At 67.3% G+C, this 24,654-nt stretch carries 23 protein-coding genes and 1 riboswitch; of the genes, 17 read left to right on the top strand and 6 right to left on the bottom strand.

Annotated elements, in window-relative coordinates; translation table 11 throughout:
- The first annotated feature begins 3 nt into the window (after positions 1 to 3).
- From GV027_RS08290 to GV027_RS08305, 4 genes are all read left to right on the top strand, one after another.
- Positions 4 to 486 (top strand): disulfide bond formation protein B, encoded by a 483-nt coding sequence (locus GV027_RS08290; protein ID WP_031395676.1) that lies wholly within the window; start codon positions 4 to 6, stop codon positions 484 to 486.
- Positions 483 to 1,055 (top strand): demethoxyubiquinone hydroxylase family protein, encoded by a 573-nt coding sequence (locus GV027_RS08295; RefSeq protein WP_042466726.1) that lies wholly within the window; start codon positions 483 to 485, stop codon positions 1,053 to 1,055. The genes GV027_RS08290 and GV027_RS08295 overlap by 4 nt, the downstream gene beginning before the upstream one ends.
- Positions 1,056 to 1,168: 113 nt before the next feature.
- Entirely contained in the window at positions 1,169 to 1,636 is a 468-nt protein-coding gene (locus GV027_RS08300) for a hypothetical protein (protein WP_056408911.1), read from the top strand.
- Between the two features lie 77 nt (positions 1,637 to 1,713).
- Positions 1,714 to 1,791, top strand: a riboswitch (ZMP/ZTP riboswitch).
- 18 nt (positions 1,792 to 1,809) lie between these two features.
- Positions 1,810 to 2,502, top strand: coding sequence for a DJ-1/PfpI family protein (locus GV027_RS08305; protein WP_159511568.1), 693 nt, complete (start codon positions 1,810 to 1,812; stop codon positions 2,500 to 2,502).
- Here GV027_RS08305 and GV027_RS08310 read toward each other — a convergent pair.
- Positions 2,493 to 3,125 (bottom strand): DedA family protein, encoded by a 633-nt coding sequence (locus GV027_RS08310; protein ID WP_031439961.1) that lies wholly within the window; start codon positions 3,123 to 3,125, stop codon positions 2,493 to 2,495. The genes GV027_RS08305 and GV027_RS08310 overlap by 10 nt on opposite strands.
- 53 nt (positions 3,126 to 3,178) lie before the next feature.
- Positions 3,179 to 4,579: a UdgX family uracil-DNA binding protein gene (locus GV027_RS08315; RefSeq protein WP_159511569.1), complete on the bottom strand. Its 1,401-nt coding sequence runs from the start codon at positions 4,577 to 4,579 to the stop codon at positions 3,179 to 3,181.
- A gap of 83 nt (positions 4,580 to 4,662) precedes the next feature.
- On the opposite strand from GV027_RS08315, the gene GV027_RS08320 reads away from it, so the two are divergent.
- The 6 genes from GV027_RS08320 to GV027_RS08345 all read left to right on the top strand — a co-directional run bounded on the left by GV027_RS08320 (position 4,663) and on the right by GV027_RS08345 (position 13,147).
- The gene (locus GV027_RS08320) at positions 4,663 to 5,511 is read left to right on the top strand and encodes a shikimate 5-dehydrogenase (protein ID WP_159511570.1); all 849 of its coding nucleotides are present in this window, start codon (positions 4,663 to 4,665) and stop codon (positions 5,509 to 5,511) included.
- A gap of 113 nt (positions 5,512 to 5,624) precedes the next feature.
- Entirely contained in the window at positions 5,625 to 6,740 is a 1,116-nt protein-coding gene (locus GV027_RS08325) for an extracellular catalytic domain type 1 short-chain-length polyhydroxyalkanoate depolymerase (RefSeq protein ID WP_159511571.1), read from the top strand.
- A 158-nt stretch (positions 6,741 to 6,898) separates the two neighbouring features.
- Positions 6,899 to 9,748, top strand: a complete 2,850-nt coding sequence (locus tag GV027_RS08330) for a M16 family metallopeptidase (protein WP_159511572.1) — start codon at positions 6,899 to 6,901, stop codon at positions 9,746 to 9,748.
- Between the two features lie 17 nt (positions 9,749 to 9,765).
- A complete protein-coding gene (locus tag GV027_RS08335; protein WP_031439525.1) occupies positions 9,766 to 10,065 on the top strand; it encodes a hypothetical protein in 300 nt (99 codons plus the stop codon).
- An 80-nt stretch (positions 10,066 to 10,145) separates the two neighbouring features.
- On the top strand, positions 10,146 to 11,966 hold the full coding sequence (locus GV027_RS08340) for a DUF885 domain-containing protein (RefSeq protein ID WP_159511573.1): 1,821 nt from the start codon (positions 10,146 to 10,148) through the stop codon (positions 11,964 to 11,966).
- A 98-nt stretch (positions 11,967 to 12,064) separates the two neighbouring features.
- The gene (locus GV027_RS08345; RefSeq protein WP_159511574.1) at positions 12,065 to 13,147 is read left to right on the top strand and encodes a glycosyltransferase family 2 protein; all 1,083 of its coding nucleotides are present in this window, start codon (positions 12,065 to 12,067) and stop codon (positions 13,145 to 13,147) included.
- Here the strand turns inward: GV027_RS08345 and GV027_RS08350 are convergent.
- The 3 genes from GV027_RS08350 to ykgO all read right to left on the bottom strand — a co-directional run bounded on the left by GV027_RS08350 (position 13,144) and on the right by ykgO (position 14,892).
- Positions 13,144 to 13,839 (bottom strand): murein L,D-transpeptidase catalytic domain family protein, encoded by a 696-nt coding sequence (locus GV027_RS08350; protein ID WP_031439528.1) that lies wholly within the window; start codon positions 13,837 to 13,839, stop codon positions 13,144 to 13,146. The genes GV027_RS08345 and GV027_RS08350 overlap by 4 nt on opposite strands.
- A 287-nt stretch (positions 13,840 to 14,126) precedes the next feature.
- On the bottom strand, positions 14,127 to 14,762 hold the full coding sequence (locus GV027_RS08355) for an HAD family hydrolase (RefSeq protein WP_159512813.1): 636 nt from the start codon (positions 14,760 to 14,762) through the stop codon (positions 14,127 to 14,129).
- A 4-nt stretch (positions 14,763 to 14,766) separates the two neighbouring features.
- Entirely contained in the window at positions 14,767 to 14,892 is a 126-nt protein-coding gene (gene ykgO / locus GV027_RS08360) for a type B 50S ribosomal protein L36 (RefSeq protein ID WP_003046794.1), read from the bottom strand.
- A gap of 157 nt (positions 14,893 to 15,049) precedes the next feature.
- Here ykgO and GV027_RS08365 point away from each other — a divergent pair, with 157 nt between their 5' ends.
- From GV027_RS08365 to GV027_RS08385, 5 genes are all read left to right on the top strand, one after another.
- Positions 15,050 to 15,664 carry a hypothetical protein gene (locus GV027_RS08365; RefSeq protein ID WP_107931619.1) on the top strand — a complete coding sequence of 205 codons (615 nt, stop codon included), beginning with the start codon at positions 15,050 to 15,052 and terminating at the stop codon, positions 15,662 to 15,664.
- A gap of 11 nt (positions 15,665 to 15,675) precedes the next feature.
- A complete protein-coding gene (locus GV027_RS08370) occupies positions 15,676 to 16,818 on the top strand; it encodes a M14 family metallopeptidase (RefSeq protein ID WP_159512814.1) in 1,143 nt (380 codons plus the stop codon).
- Positions 16,819 to 16,909: 91 nt separating this feature from the next.
- A complete protein-coding gene (gene gpmA, locus GV027_RS08375) occupies positions 16,910 to 17,596 on the top strand; it encodes a 2,3-diphosphoglycerate-dependent phosphoglycerate mutase (protein ID WP_159511575.1) in 687 nt (228 codons plus the stop codon).
- Between the two features lie 279 nt (positions 17,597 to 17,875).
- Positions 17,876 to 18,331 carry a 5-(carboxyamino)imidazole ribonucleotide mutase gene (gene purE, locus GV027_RS08380; RefSeq protein WP_159511576.1) on the top strand — a complete coding sequence of 152 codons (456 nt, stop codon included), beginning with the start codon at positions 17,876 to 17,878 and terminating at the stop codon, positions 18,329 to 18,331.
- An 11-nt stretch (positions 18,332 to 18,342) separates the two neighbouring features.
- A complete protein-coding gene (locus tag GV027_RS08385; RefSeq protein WP_159511577.1) occupies positions 18,343 to 19,410 on the top strand; it encodes a 5-(carboxyamino)imidazole ribonucleotide synthase in 1,068 nt (355 codons plus the stop codon).
- A 19-nt stretch (positions 19,411 to 19,429) separates the two neighbouring features.
- On the opposite strand, the gene GV027_RS08390 is transcribed toward GV027_RS08385, so the two are convergent.
- Positions 19,430 to 22,036 (bottom strand): glycoside hydrolase family 9 protein, encoded by a 2,607-nt coding sequence (locus GV027_RS08390; RefSeq protein WP_159511578.1) that lies wholly within the window; start codon positions 22,034 to 22,036, stop codon positions 19,430 to 19,432.
- A gap of 226 nt (positions 22,037 to 22,262) precedes the next feature.
- Between GV027_RS08390 and GV027_RS08395 the strand changes: the two genes are divergently transcribed.
- Both GV027_RS08395 and GV027_RS08400 read left to right on the top strand, forming a co-directional pair.
- Positions 22,263 to 23,042: an acetylxylan esterase gene (locus GV027_RS08395; protein ID WP_236559117.1), complete on the top strand. Its 780-nt coding sequence runs from the start codon at positions 22,263 to 22,265 to the stop codon at positions 23,040 to 23,042.
- A gap of 43 nt (positions 23,043 to 23,085) precedes the next feature.
- Positions 23,086 to 24,525, top strand: a complete 1,440-nt coding sequence (locus GV027_RS08400; RefSeq protein ID WP_159512815.1) for a family 43 glycosylhydrolase — start codon at positions 23,086 to 23,088, stop codon at positions 24,523 to 24,525.
- Positions 24,526 to 24,654 lie beyond the last annotated feature (129 nt).

The following is a 24,654-nucleotide window of genomic DNA, read 5'->3' on the forward strand; positions in this document are numbered from 1 at the left end:
GGGATGACCAAGAACGAGGAGATCGCCCGGTCGATCGCGCTCGTGCTGCCGCTGCTGCTGTTGCTGGGGGCGCTAGGGTCGCAATATCTTGGCGGGCTCTATCCGTGCGAGATGTGCCACTGGCAGCGCTGGCCGCATTATTCGGCGGTGCTGCTCGCGGCGGCGACGTTCGTGGTGCCGCAGCGCTCGCTGCGCGCCTCGCTGGTGCTCGTCGCGGCGTTGCTGATCGGGATCAGCGGCGCGATCGGGCTGTTCCATGCCGGGGTCGAATATCATTGGTGGAACGGCATCACCGCCTGCACCACGACGGTGTCGATGGCGGGCACGACGCCGGCCGAACGGCTCGCCGCGATCATGAATGCGCCGATGGTGCGCTGTGATTCGGCGCAGTGGTCGCTGGCGGGGATTTCGCTCGCCGGGTTCAACGCGATCTTTTCCCTGGGCGGCGCGATCACCATCTTCGTGCTGATGAGGAAGACACGATGACCACCGCGACCCCGATCCCGACCGTCCCGCGCGGCACCGGCTGGAAGCCGGGCGATCGCAAGCACCCGAGCGAGGCGATGGTCCGCGTCGACCAGGCCGGCGAATATGGCGCGATCCGCATCTATGCGGGGCAGCTCGCGGTGCTGGGCGACCGGCATCCGTCGTCGCGCCTGATCCATCACATGGCGCAGCAGGAGGAGCGTCATCGCGCGTTCTTCGACCGGATGATCGTCGAGCGGCGCGTACGGCCGACCGTGCTGCAGCCGATCTGGAAGGTCGCGGGTTTCGCGCTTGGCGCGGTCACTGCCGCGATCAGCCCGCGTGCCGCGATGGCCTGCACTGCGGCGGTCGAGACCGAGATCGACAAGCATTATGCCGAGCAGCTCGTCGCGCTGGGCGACAGCGATCCCGAACTGAGCGCGGCGATCCTCGATTTCCAGGCCGAGGAGCTGGAGCACAAGGCGACGGCGATCGCTGCCGGGGCGGAGGAAACCCCCGGCTATCCGGTGATGAGCGCGTTGATCCGGCTGGGGTGCAAGGTCGCGATCGCGACCGCAAAGCGGATCTGACCGCGCCGCCGGCCGTTGGGACTGAAACGCGTGGCCTTGCGGCGTTCAGCCTAGGGCCACCGACGATAGCCGATCCTGTCGGCCAACAGATACGGATTATGGGAGTGGTGCGTATGAGGATGATGATGGCGGCGGCCTTGCTGGTCGCCGGTCCGGTGGCGGCGCAGACGGTGACGTCGGGTGCGGCGATCCCGGCCAAGCCCGGTGCCCCCGCAGCCAAGCCCGCCTCCGCGCCGGGTGAGGTGTCGCGCAGCGCGCCGGTCAACGGCGTGCTCACGCTGTTCGGCAACGAGCGCTGCCCGACCAATGCACAGGGCGAGGAAATCGTCATCTGCGTGCGTCGCAGCGCGCAGGAGCAATATCGCGTCCCCAAGGAGTTGCGCGAGTTCGCCGTGACGCCCGAAAATGAGAGCTGGGCGGCCAAGGCGCAGGGCACGCTCGGCACCGGTGTCGGTGCGAACAGCATCGGCAGCTGCTCGACCGTCGGCCCTGGCGGCGCAACCGGATGCTTCGGCCAGCGCGTTCGCGAAGCGCGCCGGGAAAACAAGGAGCGTGCAGCTGAGGTGCCCGTCCTCCCCTAGGCTGCCGCGACCGGTTTGCGTGCAGGGCGCGAACCCGTCGATGCTGTTGCGTCGTCAAAGACAACCGCATAGCGTCGGCTCGTCCGCGTGACTGGCGCCGAGTGGATCACCACGGGGAAGCGCGGACGGTTCCGCCGCGCGCCTGGGCAGCCCCTCTGGACGGAGCCTGTGCCATGCGCGACCCTCTTCGTATCGCCTTCCTGCTGTTTCCCAACGTCACCCAGCTCGACCTCACCGGTCCTGCCCAGATCCTGTCGCGGCTTGGCGAGGCGCAGGTCGATCTTGTCTGGAAGACGCGCGATCCGGTGCCAACCGACGCCGGGTTTTCGATCCTTCCGACCGCGATCTTTGCCGAGGTGCCGTACGCGGACATCCTTTGCGTCCTGGGAGGCTTCGGACCCAACGACGTCATCGCCGACGACGAAGCGATGGCATGGGTGGGGGCCGTCGGGGCAGGCGCGACATGGGTCACCAGTGTCTGCACCGGCTCGTTGATCCTGGGTGCCGCGGGATTGCTCGACGGGTACCGCCCGGGGTGCCACTGGGCTCAGCGTGACATGTTGCCGCTCTTCGGTGCGATCCCCGTCGACGCGCGCACCGTGGTCGATCGGAACCGAGTCACCGGCGGCGGTGTGACGGCGGGCATCGACTTTGCGCTGACGCTGATCGCGCTTATCCGCGGCGAGGCGCATGCACGCATGGTGCAATTGGCGCTCGAATATGATCCCCAGCCACCGTTTGACAGCGGCTCACCCGCACAGGCCGGGCCGGAGATCGTCGCCGCGTACCAGCGGCGTGTGCAGGCGCTGGCACCGACGCGTGACGAAGACCTGCGCGCGCTTGCCCGGCGTCGTGGTTACGGGTGACGCTTCAGCCCGCGGACGCGGTGCCAGATATAGAAGCCGACCAGCGCGATCAGGACGATGCCGATCAGCAGGTCCGCGCTGTGGAAGGCGGCCTTCACACGCGGGTCGCTGTCCCATTTGTCGCCGAGCTTCATGCCGACCCAGGCAAGCCCGAAGCACCACGGCCAGGAGCCGATGAAGGTGTAGAGGTGGAAGGGCACGAGCTTCATCCGCGCGACACCCGCCGGAAAGGCGATGAACGAGCGGATGACGGGGAGCAGACGCCCGATCAGCACCGCCATGCTGCCCCAGCGCGCAAAGAACCGGTCCGCCGTATCGAGCTCGCCCGGCCCGATCAGGACATAGCGACCCCAGCGCTCGGCCATCGGTCGACCGCCGCGCTTGCCGACCTCATAGGCGACGATCGAGCCGAGGTTGCACCCGATCGCGCCCGCGGTGGCGGCGAGATACAGGTCGAACCGGCCGGTCGACACCAGATAGCCGGCGAACGGCATGATGATCTCGGATGGAAGCGGGATACACGCGCTTTCGATCGCCATGAGGATCGCGATGCCGACATAGCCGCCGGACGAGATCACCCAGATCGTGAAGGTGGCCAGCACGGCCAGAATCTTTTCGAACATGGCGCGGGGATTTGCGCGATGCGGCGCGCGAAGGGAAGGGCCAATCGGTTCGCCTAAGCCAGCCGCGTGCCGGCCATTCGCAGATCCTCGACGAATCGCGCATATTCCTCGTCGGCCTGAACCTTGTCGGGCAGGCGCAGCAGGTAGCTGGGATGGACGGTGATCCATGCCTCGCCGCCGCCGGGAAGCTGCAGCGCGCGGCCGCGTTCCTTGCCGATCGTCATCACCTTGCCGAACAGCGAGCGGGCCGCGGTGGCGCCGAGCGCGATCGTCACCTTGGGCGCGACGAGCATCTGCTCCTGCTCGATCCACCACCGGCAGGCCTCGATCTCGCCGGCGCCGGGCTTGGCGTGGATGCGCCGCTTGCCGCGCTGCTCGAACTTGAAATGCTTGACCGCGTTGGTGACATAGGCGCGGCTGCGGTCGAGTCCCGCCTCCGCCATCGCGCGATCGAACATCTGACCGGCGGGGCCGACGAACGGCCGCCCGGCAAGATCCTCCTGGTCGCCTGGCTGTTCGCCGACGAACATCAGCGGCGCGTCGATCGGTCCCTCGCCGAACACGGTCTGGGTCGCGGGCTTGTAGAGCGGGCAGCGGGTACAGCCCGCGGCCTCGTCGCGCAGCGCCTCCCAGGCGATCATGCTGTTACCGCCGACGACGTCGCGGGCGCGCTCGATCATGCCGCTCTCGCGTGCCTGTGCGGTGGCGATCATGCCGGGGACGAGATCGGTTTCGGGCATGTTCTTCCAGTATTTGCGGGGCATCTCCTTCAACATCGCGCCGATCTTGACGCGCGCCGGGTTGAAGGTGCTGGCGTAATAGGTCTTCCAGACCTCTTCGGTCGGATCGCCCTCGGGTGCGTCGGTCTTCTTGGCGCCCGGTCCTTCGCTGAGCATCGTCCCGTCCCAGTGGATCGAGACGTCGGGGGTCAGGATCGACCAGCGCATGCTCGCGAAGCGGTTGACGAAGAAGGCGGCGTTGGCGCGGACGATGTGGTGATCGGGTTCGAACCAGGCGACGAACCGGGTTGCGCCCTCTTCCTCGACCTCGCGGAAGCGCAGGAACGCGCGCATCTTGTGGATGTCGCGGCGGACATCCTTCGCAATCCGGTCAAGCCGTCGCACGAGCGGATCGGCCCGATCCTCGATCAGCTTGGGTTCGCGGCGCAGGCGGTGAAGCAGCGTGTAGAGCAACGCGAACCGCTCCGGATCGCTGCCGAGGATGACGCTGCGGGCAAGATCGAGGAACGCGCGCGGGACCGAGACGGTCGCGGAGGCAGCCCGCGGCGCGGATGCTGCAGGAGGATCCGGTGGCACCGTCCCGAACAGGTCGGCGGGGGCGTTGCCGACCTGCCACACGACATCGTCGGGGGGCACGTCATCGGCCATCAGGCCGCGCGCTGCATCGCGCCAGCCATCGAAATCGTCCGGTTCGGCAAGGGTCACGACGCGCATCGCCGGTTCTACGCCGGGTAGCGGCGCTTGTTCCGCCGCGCTTGTATCTCGACCCCGACGGATCGCCGTCCTATTTTATGGTGATGACCCAACAGACCTCAGCCCCGGAACCCGCTCGTCCGCTGATCGGGCGCGATACACGCCTGTGCATGTCCTTGTCCGCGCGACCGGGCAATTTCGGGACCCGGTTCCATAATCGGCTCTATGCGCTGACCGGGCTCGACTATGTCTACAAGGCGTTCTCGACCCGCGACCTGGAGGGCGCGGTGCGCGGTATCCGGGCGCTCGACATCCGGGGCTGCGCGATCTCGATGCCGTTCAAGGAGGCGGTGATCGCGCTGCTCGATGGACTCGCGCCCTCGGCCGCGGCGATCGACAGCGTCAACACGATCGTGAACGACGATGGCGTGCTGACCGGGCACAACACGGATTATGCCGCGGTCGCGGCGCTGATCGCGGATATCGACCCGGCAACGCGGTTCGTGCTGCGCGGATCGGGCGGGATGGCGAAGGCGGTCGCCGCGGCATTGCGCGACACGGGCTTTCGCGACGGCGTGATCGTCGCGCGCAACGAACCCGCCGGGCGTGCGCTCGCCAATCTCTATGGCTTCGCATGGGCCGCGGATCTTCACACCGAAGAGCAGGCGGACCTGCTGATCAACGTCACGCCGATGGGGATGACGGGAGCCGATGCGGAGGCGCTCGCCTTTCCGCCGGCGATGATCGCGACGAGCGCCATTGCGTTCGAGGTCGTGCAATATCCCCCGGAAACGCCGTTCCTGCGCGCCGCAGCAGCGGCGGGGAAACGCTGCATCACCGGCACCGAGGTCGCGATCCTTCAGGCGCTCGAGCAGTTCGTGCTCTACACCGGCGTCCGCCCGAGCGACGCACAGGTCGCCGACGCCGCCGCCTTCGCGCGGTCGCACGGCTGAGCTCCGGCAGCGATTTACCCTTGTGATCGGGCAGGGGCGGCACAAGATATGCTGCACTGCACCATTCACGGGGCCGGGCGTCAAGGCGTCGGGCGCGCATGACGGGACGATCGATGGCCAGGCTTTCGGAAACACTCGCGCAACTGGCGCAGGCGCAACGCGCCGCGGCGGCGCGCTTCGCCGAGCAGCCGGAGGGCGACGACTCACGCCTGCGCCCGCTCGAATCATTCGGCGCGAATCCCGGCGCGTTGCGTGCGTTGACCTATGTGCCCGAGGCGACGTCCGACCGGCGGATGCCGCTGGTCGTCGTTCTCCATGGCTGCACGCAGACCGCCACGGGGTACGACCGGGGGGCGGGCTGGTCCGATCTTGCCGACCGGCACGGATTCGCCGTGCTCTATCCCGAGCAGCAGCGCGCGAATAACGGCAATCTCTGCTTCAACTGGTTCGACGCCGAGGACATTCGTCGCGGTGGCGGTGAGGCGCAGTCGATCCGGTCGATGATCGCGACGATGGTCCGCGACGTCGCGATCGATCCCGACCGCATCTATGTGACGGGATTGTCGGCCGGCGGTGCGATGGCTGGCGTGATGCTCGCCACCTATCCCGAGCTGTTCGCTGCCGGGGCAATCATCGCTGGGCTTCCCTATGGCACCGCGACCTCGATGTCGCAGGCGCTCGACCGGATGCGCGGGCGGGGCCTGCCCGCAGATTCCCGGCTGGCCGCGCTGGTCGACGGCGCGGCGCCGGCCGGCGGACGCGTGCCGCGCGTCTCGGTCTGGCACGGCGATGCCGATGCGACCGTGGTGCCCGCCAATGCCGATGCGATCGTTGCACAGTGGCGCGGCGTGCACGGGCTCGCCTACGCACCCGACGAGGTCGAACAGGTCGAAGGCCATGCCCATCGCCTCTGGCGCGACGCGCAGGGCCGTGCCGCGGTCGAGGAGTATCGGATCCGCGGGCTGGGTCACGGCACACCGCTGGCCACGACGGGCGCCGACGGTCTCGGCCAGCCGGGTCCGCACATGCTGGAGGCGGGGATCTCGTCGACGTTGCACAGCGCCGCGTTCTTCGGGCTGATCGAGCGCCCATCGGCGCGCGCGGCGGCGACCCGCGCGAAGCCGAAGCCCGCATCGCCCCGTCCGCACCCATGGAGCCACAGTCCGGGCCGATCGCAGGTCGGCGACATGATCAACGGTGCGCTCCGCGCTGCGGGGCTGCTGCGCTAGCCACTGGAGCGGATCCGGCAATGGTACGGGCGGGCGGCGCAGGTCGTGGCGCAAAGGATCGATCGAGATCCGCGCCAACCGCGAAGGCGGCAGCTTGCGGGGCGGCGATCCACTGTTATACCTTGGTATAACAGTCGTCGTATTCCGGGGAAAAATCCATGTCGTTGAAGCTCTTGGCTCTAGCTGGCGTCGCCACCGCCGCGCTTGTCGCGCCGGTTGGCGCGCAGGTCGCGAAGCCGGCGCCGGTCGCCACGCTCGTCACCTCGGTCGATATTCCCTATCAGCAGTTCACGCTGAAGAACGGGTTGCGCGTGATCGTGCACACCGATCGCAAGGCGCCGGTCGTCGCGGTGTCGGTCTGGTATGACGTCGGGTCGAAGCACGAGCCGCGGGGCCGTACGGGCTTTGCGCATCTGTTCGAGCATTTGATGTTCAACGGCAGCGAGAATGCGCCGGGCGATTTCTTCGCGCCGCTGAAGGAGGTCGGGGCGACCGACTTTAACGGCACGACCTCGTTCGACCGGACCAATTATTTCGAGACCGTTCCCGCCGCCGCGCTCGAGCGCGCGCTGTTCCTCGAGAGCGACCGTATGGGGCATCTGACCGGCGCGATCACGCAGGGCGTGCTCGACGAGCAGCGCGGCGTAGTCCAGAACGAGAAGCGCCAGGGCGACAACCAGCCTTACGGCCTCGTCCAGTACAAGCTGTTCGGCGGGCTGTTCCCCGCGGACACGCCCTATGGCCACACCCCGATCGGGTCGATGGCGGATCTCGACCGTGCCAGCCTTGCCGATGTGAAGGACTGGTTCCGCTCGCATTACGGGCCCAACAATGCGGTGCTGGTGCTCGCGGGCGATGTCGATGCGGCGACCGCAAAGCCGCTAGTCGAGAAATATTTCGGCGATATCAAGACGGGCCCCAAGTCGGTCCTGCCGACCGTCACCGTGCCGACGCTTGCCGCGCCGGTGAACGAGGTGATGAAGGACCGTGTCGCAGCGGTGATGATCACCAAGAACTGGGCGGTGCCGGGGATGCTCGATCCCGATGCCGCGGCGCTCGACGTCGGTGGTACGGTGCTGGGCGGGCTCGCCTCGTCGCGGCTCGACAATGCGCTGGTCCGCAAGGAGAAACTCGCGGTCAACGTGTCCGCGGGTTACAGCGACATGGCGCAGATCGGCATGTTCACGATCCGCGCGATCGTGCGGCCGGGCGTCGATCCCGCGGTCGTGTCGAAGCGGCTCGACGAGATCCTTGCCGACTTCCTGAAGACCGGACCGACCGCGGACGAGATCCAGCGCGTCCAGACGCAGGCGGTCGCGGGCCGTATCCGCGGCTATGAATCGGTCGGCGGGTTCGGCGGCAAGGCGGTCGCGCTGGCGGGCGGCGCGCTCTATGCGAACGACCCGGGCCACTACAAGAAGGAGTTGGCGGCTATCGCGGCGCAGACGCCGGCGAGCGTCAAGGCCGCCGCGACGCGCTGGCTGACGCGCCCCGCTTATACGCTGACCGTCGTCGACGGCGAGCGCGACAAATATGAGGAGGCGGCCGTGCCGCCTGCGGTCGCGGTGAAGCCCGCGGCCGAGACGCCGGTCAAGGGCACGCGCGCGGGCGGCATCCCCGCGGTCGGCAAACTGACCGGACTCGCCTTCCCTGCGGTCGAGCGCGCGCGGCTGTCGAACGGGATCGAGCTCGTCTATGCGCGTCGCGACGCGGTGCCGATCACGCAGGCGGTGCTGAGCTTCGACGCGGGCTATGCCGCCGATGTCGCGGACAAGCTCGGCACGCAGCAGCTGACGCTGAGCGTGATGGACGAGGGGACGCGGACGCTCGACGGCATCGCGCTGGCCGAGGCGCGCGAGCGGCTGGGCGCGTCGATCGGGACAGGCACTTCGCTCGACCGGACGACGCTGTCGATGAGCGTGCCGAGCGCCAATTTGACGCCCGCGGTCGCGCTGTTCGCGGATATCGCGCGCAATCCGGCCTTCGCGGACGAGGAGGTCGGCCGGGTCCGCAACCAGCAGCTGGCCGGCATTCAGCAGGAGCTAACCAGCCCGCAGGGCCTGGGCAACCGCGTGATCGGCAAGCTGATCAACGGCGATACCCCTTACGGCAAGGCACAGGGTGGCGGTGATCCGAAGGCGGTCGCCGCGCTGACGCGCGCCGACCTGATCGCGTTCCAGCAGGCGTGGCTGCGCCCCGACAAGGCGAAGATCTTCGTCGTCAGCGACCGCCCGCTCGCCGAGGTCAGGGCGGTGCTCGACCGCGGGTTTGGCGACTGGACGGCGCAGGGGCCGGCGGGGGTCAAGAGCTTCCCGACGACGCGCACGCCGCTGACGCCGAAGATCGTGCTGGTCGACCGGCCAAACAGCCCGCAATCGCTGATCCTCGCGGGCCAGCGGACCGGGTTGAAGGGCAGCGACGACATGCTGGTGTTCAACACCGCGAACGATGCGCTGGGTGGCAGCTTCCTCAGCCGGATCAACATGGACCTGCGCGAGGAGAAGCACTGGTCCTATGGCGCAGGCGGGCGGTTCCAGACGGCCGCGTTTGATGCGCCCTATGGCATCTCGGCCGGGGTGCAGGCGGACAAGACTGGTCCGTCGATCACCGCGCTGCAACAGGACGTGACGCAGTTCGTGACGACCAAGCCGATGACCCAGACCGAATTCGGGCTGGCGATCGACGGCGGGATCCGCGCGTTGCCCGGCAGCTTCGAGACGTCGGGCGCGGTGCTCGGCGCGATGCAGCAGAATGATTTGTTGAAGCGCCCCGACGATTATTACGCGACGATCACGCGACGCTACGGCGCGCTGACCTTGCCGCAGCTGAACACCGCGATCGCGGGCGTCATCGACGTGAAGAAATTCACCTGGGTGGTCGTCGGCGATGCCAAGACGGTCAAGCCGCAGCTTGACAGCCTGGGGTTGCCGGTCGAGGTCGTGAGCGCGGCTTCGGTCGCGGGGCTGCCGGTGGTTCCGGTGACGCCGCTTGCGGCCAAGGCCAAGTAATCGAAGGAGAGAATAGCATGGCAAATGTCGATGGCAGCTGGGATTGCGTCGTGAAGTCGCCGCTGGGCGATCAGAAGATGACGCTGACCGTGAACAGCGCGGACACCAGCTTTTCGGGCGCGGTGTCGGGTGCGATGGGCGGCATGGATGTGACCGGCGAGGTCGATGGCGACACGCTGAGCTGGAAGCAGGCGATGACCGTGCCGATGCCGATGACGCTCGACTGCAAGGCGACCGTCGATGGCGACACGATGACCGGTACCGTCGGTGCGGGCGCATTTGGCAGCTTCCCGCTGTCGGGAACGCGCACCGCTTGATCGCCTCTGGCATCATGACGTGACGAAGAACGGCCCGTCTTCCCGGTGGAAGGCGGGCCGTTTGCATTTCGGAGAGTGGGATGAGTTTGAAGATCCATCGCCGCGCGGTGCTTGCGGGCACGATGCTGGGCGGCGCGGCGTCGCTGGTACCGGCGCTCGCGCAGGCAGCCGACACGCCCGCGACGCCGCTGTCGCGGCTGTTCGACCAGCTCGTCCAGGCGCAGTTGCGGCGCAGTCCCGAGAGTGCGACCTCGCTCGGGCTCGATACCGGCGCCAACGCCGATCTGCGCGCGAAGCTGTCGGACCAGTCGGCGGCAGGAATCGCCGCGGCGAAGGTGCAGACCAGGGCCGAGCTGGCGCAGCTTGCAGCGATCGACCGCGCCGGGCTGTCGTCGGCGGAGCGGATCGACCTCGACTGCGTGATCTATACGCGGCGGTCGGCGGCGGCGGTGCAGGCGTTCGATTTTGGCGGCACGTCCTATGGCCCCAGCCCCTATGTCGTGTCGCAGCTGTCGGGTGCGTATCAGTCGGTGCCCGATTTCCTCGACACCAAGCACCGGATCGAGACGAAGGGTGATGCCGACGCCTATCTGCAGCGGCTTCAGGCGTTTGCCGAACAGATTGACGCGAACACCGCGCGCATGCGGCATGACGCGGGCGTCGGCGTGGTCGCCCCCGACTTCATCCTCGACCTCGCGCTCGACCAGATGACCAAGACGCGCCAGCCTGGGAGCGAGGCGCTGGTCGTGCAGAGTCTCGTCCGGCGCGCGGCGGCCAAGGGGCTGGGCGAAAGCTATGGCCGCGATGCCGCGCGGATCTATGACGCGGCGGTGCTGCCCGCGCTCGACCGGCAGATCGCGGCGACCCGCGACCTCCGCCGGACGGCCACGCATGATGCGGGCGTGTGGAAGCTGAAGGAGGGCGCCGCCTTCTATCCCGCCGCGTTGAACGCAACGACGACGACCAATCTGTCGCCCGACGAGGTGCACAGGTTCGGGCTCGACCACGCGAAGATGCTGTCGGCGCAGCTCGACACGCTGTTGCGCAAACAGGGGTACAGCAAGGGGAGCATCGGCGCGCGGATGGCCGCGCTCTACACGAATCCCGACCAGCTCTATCCGAACACCGATGCGGGCAAGCGCGAGGCGATCGCCTATTGCAACGACCGGCTCGCGGCGATCCGCGCGAAACTGCCAAGCGTGTTCGAGCGGATGCCGCCTTACGGGTTCGAGGTGCGGCGCGTGCCTGCGCAGACCGAGGCCGGTGCCGCCGCGGCGTTCGCGCAGCCACCGGCGATCGGTGGCTCGCGGCCGGGGCTGGTTTATTTCAACCTGAAGGACAGCGCCGACTGGCCCAAATTCTGCCTCGCGACGACGGTCTATCACGAGGGGCTGCCGGGGCATCAGATGGAGAGCGGGCTCGCGCTGTCGAATACCCGGCTGCCGCTGATCCGCAAGATGACGAGCTTTTCGGGTTATGGCGAGGGCTGGGCGCTCTACGCCGAACAGCTCGCGGACGAGATCGGTATGTATGATGACGATCCGCTCGGGCGGCTCGGCTATCTGAAGTTCCAGCTGTTCCGCGCGAATCGCTGCGTCGTCGATACGGGCATCCATCACCTGCGCTGGACCCGCGAACAGGCGATCCGCCATTTCATCGACGCGGAAGGCGAGGCGGAGGGCTTCGCGACGCGCGAGGTCGAGCGCTATTGCGTCAACCCGGGCCAGGCGGCGAGCTACAAGCTTGGCCATTCGGTGTTCGTCGATATCCGCGAACGCGCCAAGGCGAAGATGGGCACAGCGTTCGACCTCAAGGCCTATCATGCGGCGGTGCTCGCTTATGGGCGCGTACCGCTCGATATGCTGCGCGAGATCGGCGATGCCTGGATCGCGAAGGGCTGACTGAAGGACACGCTCAGCGGCGGGCCGCGTAACTCTACGTAATCGCCCGTTAAAGCCTGACCGTGCAAGGGGAGGGGGATGCCGAGCGCTCCCTCTCGATGACGCGTGCCGTCCGCCCCAGGCCCGATCCGGTCATCAGCGTCGTCATGCCGGTGTATAATGGCGCAGCCTTGTTGCCCGCCACGCTCGACAGCCTTGCCGCGCAGTCTTTCATCGATTTCGAGGTGATCGTCGTCGACGACTGCTCGACCGACGCGACGCGTGCCTGCGTCGCGGGCTGGTCCGATCCGCGCGTCAGGCTGGTGGCGATGCCGGTCAATGGCGGCCCCGTGCTGGCGCGCAACGCCGGGGTCGCTGCAGCGCGGGGCCGCTATATCGCCGCACTCGATGCCGATGATCTGTGTCGCCCCGACCGCTTCGCCCGCCAGGTCGCGTATCTGGAGGCGAACCCGGCGACCGTGCTGCTCGGGACGGCGGCGGACCTGCTCGTCGACGGCGTGATCAGGCCGTCCGAGCATGCCGCGATCACCACGCCGATGCTCATCGACTGGCTGACGGGAATCGAGAACCCGCTGATCTGGTCATCGGTCATGATTCGCGGCGACGCGGCGCGGCGGCTCGATCCGTTCATGCGGCCCGAGCGGGTCTATGCGGAGGATTTCGACCTGTATCAGCGGATCCGCCGGTTCGGCGCGATCGCGCGCCTCGACGAGCCGCTGATGGTGTACCGCGTACACGCGGGCGGGGTCTCGAAGCGGTTCACCGAGCGGATGGAGACCGTGGCCGCGGCGATTCTGGCCAAGCGGCATGCCGATTTGTTCGGCGAACAGGTGGACCGGATCGCGGCGCTGATCGTGGCGCATGTCCTGGCACGGCGTCCGGTGCGCGATCGTGCTGCGTTGATGGCGCTGGGTACCGCACTGGGGGCGATCCAGACCAAGTTTCTCGCACGGCATCGCTGTTCGGGGGAGGATCGCCGGCTGATCCGGTGGGAAACCGCGCGGCGCTGGCGCGGTGTCGGGCGGGCCGGCCTGCGCGCGGGGACTTTGGGGGTTGCCGACCTGCTTGCCGCACGGCCGGCGCATCTCGGGCTCGGCTATGCCGGGCTGCCCGCGCTGCTATGGTCCGGGGCGATCGGCGGCGTACGCCGCGCGATGCGCCAACCGGCGCGCGTGCCTTAGACCTTGGCGGCGAAGATCATCCGACCCTGACCCAGGCGGGCAAACACCTGGTCGAGATCCTTCTCGCCGACCGCGAAGCAGCCCTGGCTGCGGCCGAGCATGCCGTGCGACGCGATCATGTCCTTGTTCGCATACCACGCCGAATGGACGACGATCGCCCGACCGAGTGCATTGTTGTTGGTGCGATCGAGCCCGATCAGCCGCTGCGACCGACCATGTTTGCCGACATAATAATCGTCGGTCACGAAGGCGCCTTCCGACGACGCATTCGAGCCGAACGCGTTCGAGAAGCGCTCGAGATAGCCGGTATGCGCCGGGTCCGAACCGCTGCCGTGCGACACGAGCAGCGACGTGCTGCGGCCGCTGGCGAGGTCGACGAAGTGGAACCGCGGCTGCGACGACGAGGCGGTGAAATCGGCGATCGCGATCCGGTCGTGATGCGGGATCCGGCTGCCGTTGCGACCCAGCGCGGCCATCGCCTGGCGCAGCAATTCGGGGCGCACAACGCGCGACGACGAAATCGGCATCGCCGGCGAACGCGGCAATGGTGGCTGAGTCATCGGCTTCAAATCGCGTGCCGTAAGACGTTGTGTTGCAGATACCGCACTCGGAACTGCAAGTGCACCGGCCAATACAAGGCCGTTCTTTAGAATGGCACGACGATCTCGCCGTGCGCCCTGTTCATCGTACATCGAAATTCCCGAAAAACCCCAATCCCGTGACCCTCTCTATAGCGTAGAAATGATGAACATTCCTCAACCATTTCCACCGGTTGTCGTGATGTTCCTTCTGTCCGCCCCGGGAAGGAGGCGGTTCGTCGTAGGCACGTGCGCGGCGAGGTGACTCCCCCGCTGGCCAGCGGCGTCGGAGCGGGTTGCCATATCAGGCGACACGATCGGTCCTGACGCGGCACATCCGATGCGCGGTCTTCGGGCGTTTCTATGGGAATTACGGGCGCGCATCGTCGTGCGCGCACGGTTCAGCGCGGGGGCGTTTCGCCCTTAGCGCCAATTGGCAGGCCAAGCTCGACGAGTCGCGAGCGGAAGCTGGCGGCATCGGTGAAGAGCACCGATTCGATCCCGAGCGCGCGTGCGGCGGCGATATTGGCCGGATTGTCGTCGACGAACACCGTCTCGTCCGCACGCACGCCGAATCGATCAAGCGCGAGCCGATAGATGGCGGGGTCGGGCTTCACGATCTTCTCGTCGCCCGACACGACGATGTCGCGGAAGCGGTCGAACATCGCTGATTCGCGGGCGCGAAACGGCGGCCAGAATTCGTGGCTGAAATTCGTGATTGCGAACAAAGGTACGTCGGCTGCGTCGAGATCGCGGACGAGTTCGTGTATCCCCGCAATCGCCGGGCCGATACTCTCGCTGAAGCGCGGGCCCCAGACGGCGATCAGGTCGGCATGCTGCGGATGCAACGCAGATAGCTCCGCCGAGGTGTCGGCGAAGTCGCGGCCAGCATCATGCTGGAAATGCCAATCGATCGTGACGACATCGCGCAGGAACGCGTCGAGCGCCCGATCGTCATCGATCAGGCGCTCGTACAGGATCCGGGGATCCCAATCGTACAGGACACGACCGACGTCAAAAATGACGCTGGTCTTCAGGGGTTTAGCCCTGGCGTGCCTTGAAGCGACGGTTGGTCTTGTTGATGACGTAGGTACGGCCACGACGACGGATCACGCGGTTATCGCGGTGACGATCCTTGAGCGACTTCAGGGAATTGCGGATCTTCATGATCGATTCGCTTCTTTTCAAATCTAGGTGTGCGGAAAGACGGGATCGCCTAATGGCGGGGTGTGTCCAAGTCAAGCAACAGACGCACTCGTTCCGGCCGGGAACCCTCCCGGCTGGTCCAAGCGTTACTGTAGCGCAACATTCTAAGGAAGTCCCGATGGCGGTTCGTTCGATCATGGTTCTCGCGCTGGCGGGCGCATCCCTCACGGCCTGCGCGACCGGTCCGTCGCTGCCGCCGACCGAGGTGCTGCGCTATCACCTCGGCGAACCGCTCGACCGCGGCACGATCGCGGTCCAGCCGCTGACCGCGGGCGCACCGGCGAGCCTCGAGTTCAAGAGCTATGCCGCCGCCGTGCAGGGCCAGCTGATCAAGGTCGGGTACAACCCGCCCGCGCCGGGGACGAAGCCGCTGCTGGTCGCGACCGTCGCCTTCACGCGTACCACGCAGGCGGGGCCGCCCAAGCGGTCGCCGTTCAGCGTCGGCATCGGTGGCGGTGGCTTCAGCGGCGGCCGGGGCGGCGGCGGTGTGGGGCTCGGCGGCGGGGTCGGCTTCCCGATTGGCGGGGGCGGCCGCGACGCGATCCTGGTCACCGAGATGGCGGTGACGATCAAGCGGTCGCTCGACCAGTCGCCGGTCTGGGAGGGGCGGGCGCAGACCTTCGCTGACGCGAGGAAGCCCGATGCAACGAGCCAGATCCAGGCCGAAAAGCTCGCCAGCGCGCTGTTCGCGGGGTTCCCCGGCGAGTCCGGTCGCACTATCCAGGTGAAATGAACGATCACCCTATGACCGCCGCCGCCACCACCACCACGCCTCTCGCCATCAACGCCGCCTTCGATGGCGGCAATATCCGTCTCGTGCGGGTCGATGGCGTCCGGATCGACTTGGAAATCGTCAAGGACCGCGACTCCGACTATTTCCAGTGGTTCTACTTTCGCGTGGCGGGGGCGGCGGGCCGGACGCTGACCTACCGGATCCTCAATGCCGGTAGTTCGGCCTATCCGTTCGGCTGGCCCGGTTACAAGGCGCGGGCGAGCACTGATCGGCAGGCGTGGCGGATGATCGAAACCCGCTACGCCGATGGCGTGCTCAAATTCGATTTCACCGCCGATACCGACCTCGCCTGGTTCGCCTATTTCGCGCCGTACACGATGGAGATGCATGCGGCGCTGATCGCGCGGACCGCCCTGCTGCCGGGCGTCACGCACCGCGAGCTTGGCCAGTCGCTCGACGGGCAGGCGATCGATGCCTTCACCATCGGCACCGGGCCCAAGCAGGTGTGGATCTATGGCCGCCAGCATCCCGGCGAATCGATGACCGAATGGTGGATGGAAGGCGCGCTGGAGCGGCTGACCGATTCCGCCGACCCGGTGACTGCGACGCTGCTGGAAAAGGCGACGTTCCACGTCGTGCCGAACATGAACCCCGACGGCACGTACCGCGGGCATCTGCGCACCAATGCAGCGGGGGTGAACCTCAACCGCGAATGGGCGACGCCGAGCGCGGAAAAGAGCCCCGAAGTCTTGTGCGTCCGCAACGCGATGGACGTGACCGGCGTCGACATAGCGATGGACATCCACGGCGACGAGGCGATCCCGGCGAACTTCATCGCGGGCTATGAGGGCATCCCGTCCTGGACCGATGCGCATGGCGAGAAATTCTACGATTATGGCCGCCGTCTCGCGGCGCACACGCCCGACTTTCAGACCGAGAAGGGCTATCCCAAATCCGCGCCCGGCACCGCCAACCTGTCGATGTCGACCAACCAGCTTGCCGAGCGCTTCGGCGCGGTGTCGATGACGCTCGAGATGCCGTTCAAGGATCACGACGCGAATCCCGATGCCGAATATGGCTGGTCGCCGGAACGGTCGAAGCAGCTTGCGCATGCCATGCTCGAGACGCTCGCGGATGTAATCGACGCGATCTGATCCCTAACCGTCAGCCTGACTTTCGTCAGGATGACGGTTAGGGGGCGATCGCCGCATTTCCATTTCGTCCCTCGCCATTGCAGGAGCCCGCATGCCCAAACTTGTCCTGATCCGCCACGGCCAGTCCAGCTGGAACCTCGAAAACCGTTTCACCGGCTGGTGGGACGTCGACATGACCGCCAAGGGCGAGGCCGAGGCCAAGGCCGCCGGCGAGCTGATGGCGGCCAAGGGGCTCGATTTCGACCAGACCTTTGTCAGCCTGCAGACGCGCGCGATCAAGACGCTGAACATCGCGCTCGAGGCGATGGGGCGGCTCTGGCTGCCGGTCGAGAAGGACTGGCGGCTGAACGAGCGGCATTATGGCGGGCTCACCGGGCTCGACAAGGCTGAGACCGCGGCCAAGCATGGCGACGCGCAGGTCCATATCTGGCGCCGCAGCTTCGACGTGCCGCCGCCCCCGCTCGAGGATGGCAGCGAGTTCGACCTGTCCAGGGACCGTCGGTATGACGGCATCGCGATTCCGAAGGCCGAAAGCCTGAAGGACACGATCGATCGCGTGCTGCCCTATTGGGACGCGCGGATCGCGCCGGCGCTGAAGGACGGACAGCGCGTGCTGATCTCGGCACACGGCAATTCGCTGCGTGCGCTGGTCAAGCACCTGTCCAACATCCCGGACGACGAGATCACGAGCCTCGAGATCCCGACGGGTCAGCCGATCGTGTACGAGCTGGACGCCGATTTGAACGCGACCGATCGTTATTACCTGAGCGAGCGGTAAGCCTTTCTTCTCGAATGACCCAGGCCGGTGAGATGCGCCACCCCGGCGAAGGCCGGGGCCCAGTTGGACAGGTCGCGGTAACGGGGCGCCGTGCTTCGTTAACGGCATCCCCCAACTGGACCCCGGCCTCCGCCGGGGAGGTGCGGTCGAAAATGGCGGCAATCGCGTTTGCCGGTCGATCCGTACGATGCCACCAACAGCGTTGCCCTCGTCCCCCCGCGTCGCTAGGCACGGCGCTTCCTGAAGCGGGGGGCGAAATTGGCTCTAATCGGCATCATCATGGGCAGCACCTCCGACTGGGAGACGATGCGCCACACCGCCGAGACGCTCGATGCGCTCGGTGTCGCGTACGAGACCAGGGTCGTGTCCGCGCATCGTACGCCGCAGCGGCTCTACGACTATGCGACGAGCGCCGCCGATCGGGGGCTGAAGGTCGTGATCGCCGGCGCGGGCGGCGCGGCGCATCTGCCCGGCATGGCGGCCTCGATGACGCACCTGCCGGTGCTCGGCGTGCCGGTCGAATCCAAGGCGCTGAAGGGCATGGATAGCCTGCTGTCGATCGTCCAGATGCCCGGCGGCATCCCGGTCGGCACGCTGGCGATCGGCAAGCCGGGTGCGATCAACGCGGGGCTGCTCGCCGCGGCGATCCTCGCGACCGCCGACGACGCGTTGGCCGAGCGGCTGAAAGCCTGGCGCGCCGCGCAGACCGACTCCGTCGCCACCGACCCAGCCTGAAAGACGCCGACATGACGCCGCTTCCCCCCGGATCGACCATCGGCATCCTTGGCGGAGGTCAGCTCGGCCGGATGCTTGCCACCGCCGCGGCGCAGCTCGGCTATCACACGCATGTGCTCGCCCCCGACCAGGAAAGCGTCGCCGCGCAGTCCGCCTCGACGATGACGCGCGCCGATTATCACAACCGGATCGTGCTCGCCGATTTCGCCGACGCCTGCGACGTGGTGACCTATGAATTCGAGAATATCGCGGTCGAGCCGGTCGAATGGCTCGCCGACCGCGTTCCCGTGCATCCGAGCCCGCGCGCCTTGCGCGTGGCGCAGGAGCGGATCGGTGAGAAGCGCTTCGTCGAGAGCGTTGGCGGACGGCCCGCGAAATGGGCGGCGGTCGACAGTCTCGCGAGCCTGCATGAGGGGCTGGCGCGGGTCGGGACGCCCGCCGTGCTCAAGACCGCGCGGTTCGGCTATGACGGCAAGGGGCAGGTGAAGATCGACGCGCCCGAGGGTGCGCAGGACGCCTGGGACGCGATCGGCGGCCCCGCGGTGCTCGAGGCGTTCGTGCCGTTCGAGCATGAATTCTCGATCCTGATCGCGCGCGGGCTGGATGGCAGCATCGTCCGTTACGCGCCGCCGCTCAACCTCCACCGCGATGCGATCCTGCGGCACTCCACCGTGCCCGCGCCCGCCGCCGTGCTGGCGCAGGCGGACGAGGCGGCGGCGCTCGCCGAGCGGATCGCGACCGAGCTCGACTATGTCGGCGTGCTGGCCTGCGAGTTCTTCGTCGGCGCGGACGGGCCGGTGTTCAACGAAATGGCGCCGCGGGTGCATAATTCGGGGCACTGGACGATCGAGGGTGCCGAATGCTCGCAGTTCGAGAACCATATCCGCGCGATCTGCGGCCTGCCGCTCGGCGCGCCGACGCTGACCGGGCGCGAGGCGACGATGGAGAACCTGATCGGCAGCGACGTGGATCGCTGGCGGGATCTGCTCGCCGAACCGGGCGCGCATCTTCATTTGTACGGCAAGGGGACGGCGCGGCCCGGCCGCAAGATGGGTCACGTCACGCGGGTGCGGCGCTAGGCGCGGCACCCGCTGCGCGTCACTTCGCCAGGGGCTTGCCTGCGAGATCCTGAACCGCGTGCGCGAGCTCGATCCACATCGCGCCTTCGGGGATGACATATTCATTCTCACCCCAGAAGAACGGCCAGTCCTCGTGATTTTCGGGGAAATCGGGTTTCACGATCAGGACACCCGGCACCACGCCGCCGGCGATGAACGAGAAGTCGGCGCGGTTGTTGCCGTAGGCGACCTCCTTGGATCGTGTCCCGACGCCCGACACGAACGAGATGTCCGAACCGGGGTGATGCCCCAGCAGGAACTCCGCACCGCGGAACACCGGATCGGCGGGCATGATGTCGGGAAACGCCTTGTGCAGCGCATAGGCGTTTAGCGCACCGGCGATCACCGTGCCGCTTCCGGCCCAGCCGCCCGTCGTGATCGGCACGCCGAACGGGTTTGCTGCGGCCGCCTTGACCGTCGCGGCCGCATAGGCGCGGACCGCGGGGATCATGCCCTCGCGATAGCTTTGCGGCATGAGCGGGATCGCGGCGACGGCGTCGCGCAGGTTGAACGCGAAGCGCCGCTCCATCGCCGGCCACAGCGTCTGGACCGCGGTGGCGTAGCGCGGGTCGCGGGTCGTGCGCAGCAACTCGACGGCGGCGGCGAACCGCTCCGAGTCGAGCGGGCCACCGGTGGTGTTGCCATGCTGGTACAGGTCGGGGGCATGAGTCTGCTCCTCCGCCCAGATGCGCGTCGCGATTCCCAGCGCCGTCTTGGCCAATGCCGGATCGGCTTCGGCAAGCGAGCGCGATGCGGCGGCAAGCGCGGCGATCGAGCCATAATTGAGCGCCGAAGCCTTGGTCGTGAAGGCCCAGCGATCGTCGGGCGTCCCGCTGCGGCCACCGCGCTCTTCGCCAATCTTCAGCGCCGGATCGTGGATCATTCCGTCGGTCTTGGTCGATGCGTCGCCGAGATGCGTATATTGCGCGACGTCGGGCTCGACGATGCCGTGAATCGCATGGCCGACCGCATCGAACTGGGCAACGAGCTGGAGCGTGCCGTGGCGGATCTGCTGGAGCAGATCGGGCGTGCCGTCGGGGACGTGGATCTCGGTCCGGCGACGGGTCCAGTCGACCGCGGTCGTGTCGCGCGTCGGGCGCCATTGCTCCCACGTGTCGACCAGCGACCGGACGACCTGATATTGCGACTGGGTGCGGATGTCGAAATCGCCCGCGTCGAACCAGCCGCCGACCGCGAGACCGGGGATATGCTCCCCCGGCTTGTACTTCGTGTCGGTGGTCGGCCCCTGCGCGTAGAGGTCGATATGCTCGTGGTTCAGCGGCGCCTGGCGTGCATCGTCACGATGCGCGTCGCCATGCCACACGCGATAGCCCTCGTTCACGTACATGTGATCCATCGCGACGGGGAAGTAGACGTCGAGCGTCGGATGCCATGCGCCCGCATAGACGTCGTCGGCGATGCGGAACGGCGCGGTGCGCGTTGCGCCATATTCGAGCATGTAGAGCCCGGGCTGGCGGACGTCGCTGAAGTCGAGCTGCCGGTAATTGTAGCGCAGATAATCGCCCCAGCGGGTCGCCGGTGCGGTCTTGACCGCGGTCGTGCTGCCATCGGTGCCGACCCGGAGCAACCGCGCCGGTGCCGTCGTGCGATCGTTGCGATCGAGCTCGATCGTCGCGACCTTGCGTGCGCCGGGGGCATAGCCGAGCTGCGAATGCGCGATCACGGGCGCGCGCAGCCAGCCCGGGACGCTGTTCGGCTGAACCTCCCATTCGAGCACGGTCCCGATCCGCCCGGCAGGCAGGAGCGAGCGGAGCACGAACCAGCCATTCTGCGCCTGATTACGACCGTCGAACAGCTGCACCGGCGCGCTCGAGCGGATCGTCACGCGGCGGGCGGGATCCTCGGGCGCGAGGACTAAGCGGGTGCCCTGCGCAATGGCGTTCGGCTCTGCGCCAAGCCCCTCGGCGCGACCGCTCGCCGCATTGCGCTGTGGCGTCGCGGTCATCGTGTCGGCGGGGTGCAGCGGGAAGACGCCGCTGCCATCGTCGGCGATATAGCCGTGGTGGAAATAGGCGGCGGGGAGGAATTCGAGGTTGAATCCCGCCTTGCCCGCAAGCGCCGCGGGAACCGGCGCGTCGAGGATCACCGCCAGCGCGACGGCCGCGCCCTTGGTCGAGGAGCGGATCCGGTATCGCCAGTTATAGTCGGGATATTCGAGCGTGACGGTGACGGTGCCGGCCGCGCGATCGACCTGCCGGTCGACGAATCGCGCGGTCGCATCCCATTGCCCCGGCGTGACGGACAGGCGCACATCGCCATTGGTCGCGATCCGTTCGCCCTGCTGGATGATCTCGACGCCGCTGATCTTCGAATCGGCGAACAGCCCGTCATACCAGTTCGAGAAGACCAGCACGTTGACGGCCGGCGCCTCGTAATAGCCCGCCTCGCCAAGCGTCGGTGCAACCGCGTCCGGGCGTGGAGCCCGACCTGTGCGGGCAGGGGTGATACGTGGTCGTGCGGTGGCATCCTGCGGGGCTGCGGCGTCGCGTGGTAGTGCACGCGCCACGCCGGGCGTCGCGGTCGAAACCAGTGTCCCCAGCAGGCAAAACCAAGCCGTTCCCGTCATATACCCTCTCCCAAGTCCCGGTATCGCCGATTGCTGATCGGTCAATCTTACTCAGACTATAGCGCTAACTTCTGGCGGCGCTACCATGTCATTAGGACCTGGAAAGCCAGCCGATACGCGGCTGGACATGATAGCGGTATCGACTTACGTTCGCACCTTACGAGCAGGGCAGGCATCGGGCGAAGGCGCCGGTGGATCGACCCGATGCCGTGGCGGAGGGAGAGAGATGACGGGGCTCATCACCGATCGAAGTCGCGCACCGCGGGGATCGCTCGTGCACTGGGCATGCGTGCCGTTGCTGGCAGGCCTGTCGCCCAGCACGGCGGCGGAGCCTTTGGTGGCGCCAGGTCCGGACTCAATCGCCGCCGTGGCGGATCCCCAGATTGCGGCCAGACCGATACCACCCGCGCTGGCGCCCTATTTCACGGCGGTGTCGGACGCGGCGAACACGCCTGATAGCGACGGCTTTCTGCGCCGCTGGCTGTTGCTCGAACCCATCGCCAAACCCAACCGCACGAACACCGGCTTTACCGCCACCTATGTCCGGCAGGCCTTGACCGCATCCCTGCCAGGGTCGCCGGCCGCAATCACGAGGGACGGGCAGGTCGAAAAGGCCGCCGCGCCACTGCGCTGGCATGCACTTGATTCGAAAGGGTTCGACGTCAAGCTGTTCGACTTCGCCAAGGCACTGGGGGCGCCGACCTATGGCGTGATATTCTGGGCGGTGACGATCGTCGACAGCCCCCGCGAGCAGCGCAACGTCCGCCTGGCGGTCGGTTCGAACGCGGCATCAATCTGGTGGCTGAACGGCACCGAGGCGGTCGGGCTGTTCAACGACCGTCGCATGGTGATGGACGACGTGCTGTCGGATCGCCTGACGCTGCGCAAGGGACGCAACGTCATCCGCGGCGCGGTGATCAACGGCCCCGGGCTGAGCAGCTTCTGTGTCCGCTTCGTCGACGAAGCCGGCCGCCCGATCACCGATCTGACGACCCATGTTCGATAACCCCCGTCGCGATACCGCGGTTCGGCAACAGCGAGGTACCCGGATGTGGTGCGGACTGATCGCGGTGTGCCTGGGGTTTGCGGGCGCAGCGCCCGCCGCCGCGCAACTGGCGGGCGAACCCTTCATCCACGATCCCTCGACCGTCACGCTGTCGGACGGGAAATACTACACGTTCGGCACCCGCGGCGGCGGGCTGGTGTCCGACGACGGCTGGACCTGGCGTGGCGGCCCCGAGCGGCCGGGCGGCGGGGTGGCGCCCGACGTCATCAGGATCGGCGACCGCTATTACGTTGCCTATGCGGTCGGCGGCGGGGGCATGGGGGGCGGCCATGCCAGCCAGGTCAAGATGATGTGGACGCTGTCGCTCGATCCGGCATCGCCGCGCTTCAAGTTCCACGACATCGGCGTCGTCGCGTCGAGCGACGGTGTCGAGACCGCGGATGCGATAGATCCCGCGTTTCTCTACGCCGAGGGGCGGTTGTGGCTGACCTACGGCACCTATTTCGGCCCGATCCGGATGATCGAACTCGACCCGAAGACGGGACTGCGCATGGCGGGCAACGCCCCCGTCGACGTGGCGATCGACATGGAGGCCACCGCGATGCTGTATCGCGACGGCTATTATTATCTGCTGGGGACGCACGGCACGTGTTGCGACGGGCCCAATTCGACCTATCACATCCGGGCAGGCCGGGCGCGCAGCCCGCTTGGCCCCTATCTCGACCATATGGGGATCCCGCTGCTGCGGGGTGGCGGCAAGATGGTCGTCAGCGCGCGCGGTCGCCGCATCGGACCGGGGCATTTCGGACGGATCGCGCTCGCCGGCGGGGTCGAGAAGCTGTCGCTGCATTATGAAGCCGACATGGATCGCAGCGGCCGGAGTGTCCTTGCGATCGAACCCCTGCGGTGGACGGACGGCTGGCCGGTCGTGGGCGAGACGGTGGCGCCGGGCACCTATGAGATCGCCTCCGAGCGCAGCGGCTATGCCTTGAGTCTGGCGACCGATATCGTCCGCATTCCGTTCGACGTCCGCCGCAGTTTCATGGCGGCCGCGAGCGATCCAGTCGGGCCGATCCCAGATCAGACGCTGGCACAGGATGCTGCCGACTGGCCACGCGGGCGGATCCGGGTGGATCTGGCGGACTATCTGGTGCGGCCGCATCAGTTGTGGACGATCACGCCGGTGCCCGCGGCGGGGGGCTATTTCGGCGCCCCCTATTACCGGATCGCGATCGCAGGCACGTCGCGCATGCTCGCCGCCACCCCGAACGGGGAGGTCGAGACGATCACTGCCGCCACCGCAGGCGCCGAGCCCCTATGGCAGATCGATCAGCTCACCGACGGCAGTTACCGGATCAAGCCGAAGATCGTGCCCGGGGATGGGCAGGATCTCGCGCTGGTCGCGATCGGTGCGAGCACGCCGACTCTTGCGGCCTTCGATCCGGCAAGCCCGGCGGGACGGTGGACGTTCAAGCGACCCTGACACGGCCGTCGGTCGCCAAGCGCAGTTGACGGATGCGTAGAGTCGACTACTCCTACTATTAAATTCAAAAGACGGGGCCTCGCCAAGGGGCCGAAAGGGAGAGCATGAACCGGATCAGTCCTCGCCTCG

This window comes from Sphingomonas sp. T1 (genome assembly GCF_902506585.1).
Taxonomy (GTDB): Bacteria; Pseudomonadota; Alphaproteobacteria; order Sphingomonadales; family Sphingomonadaceae; genus Sphingomonas; species Sphingomonas aerolata.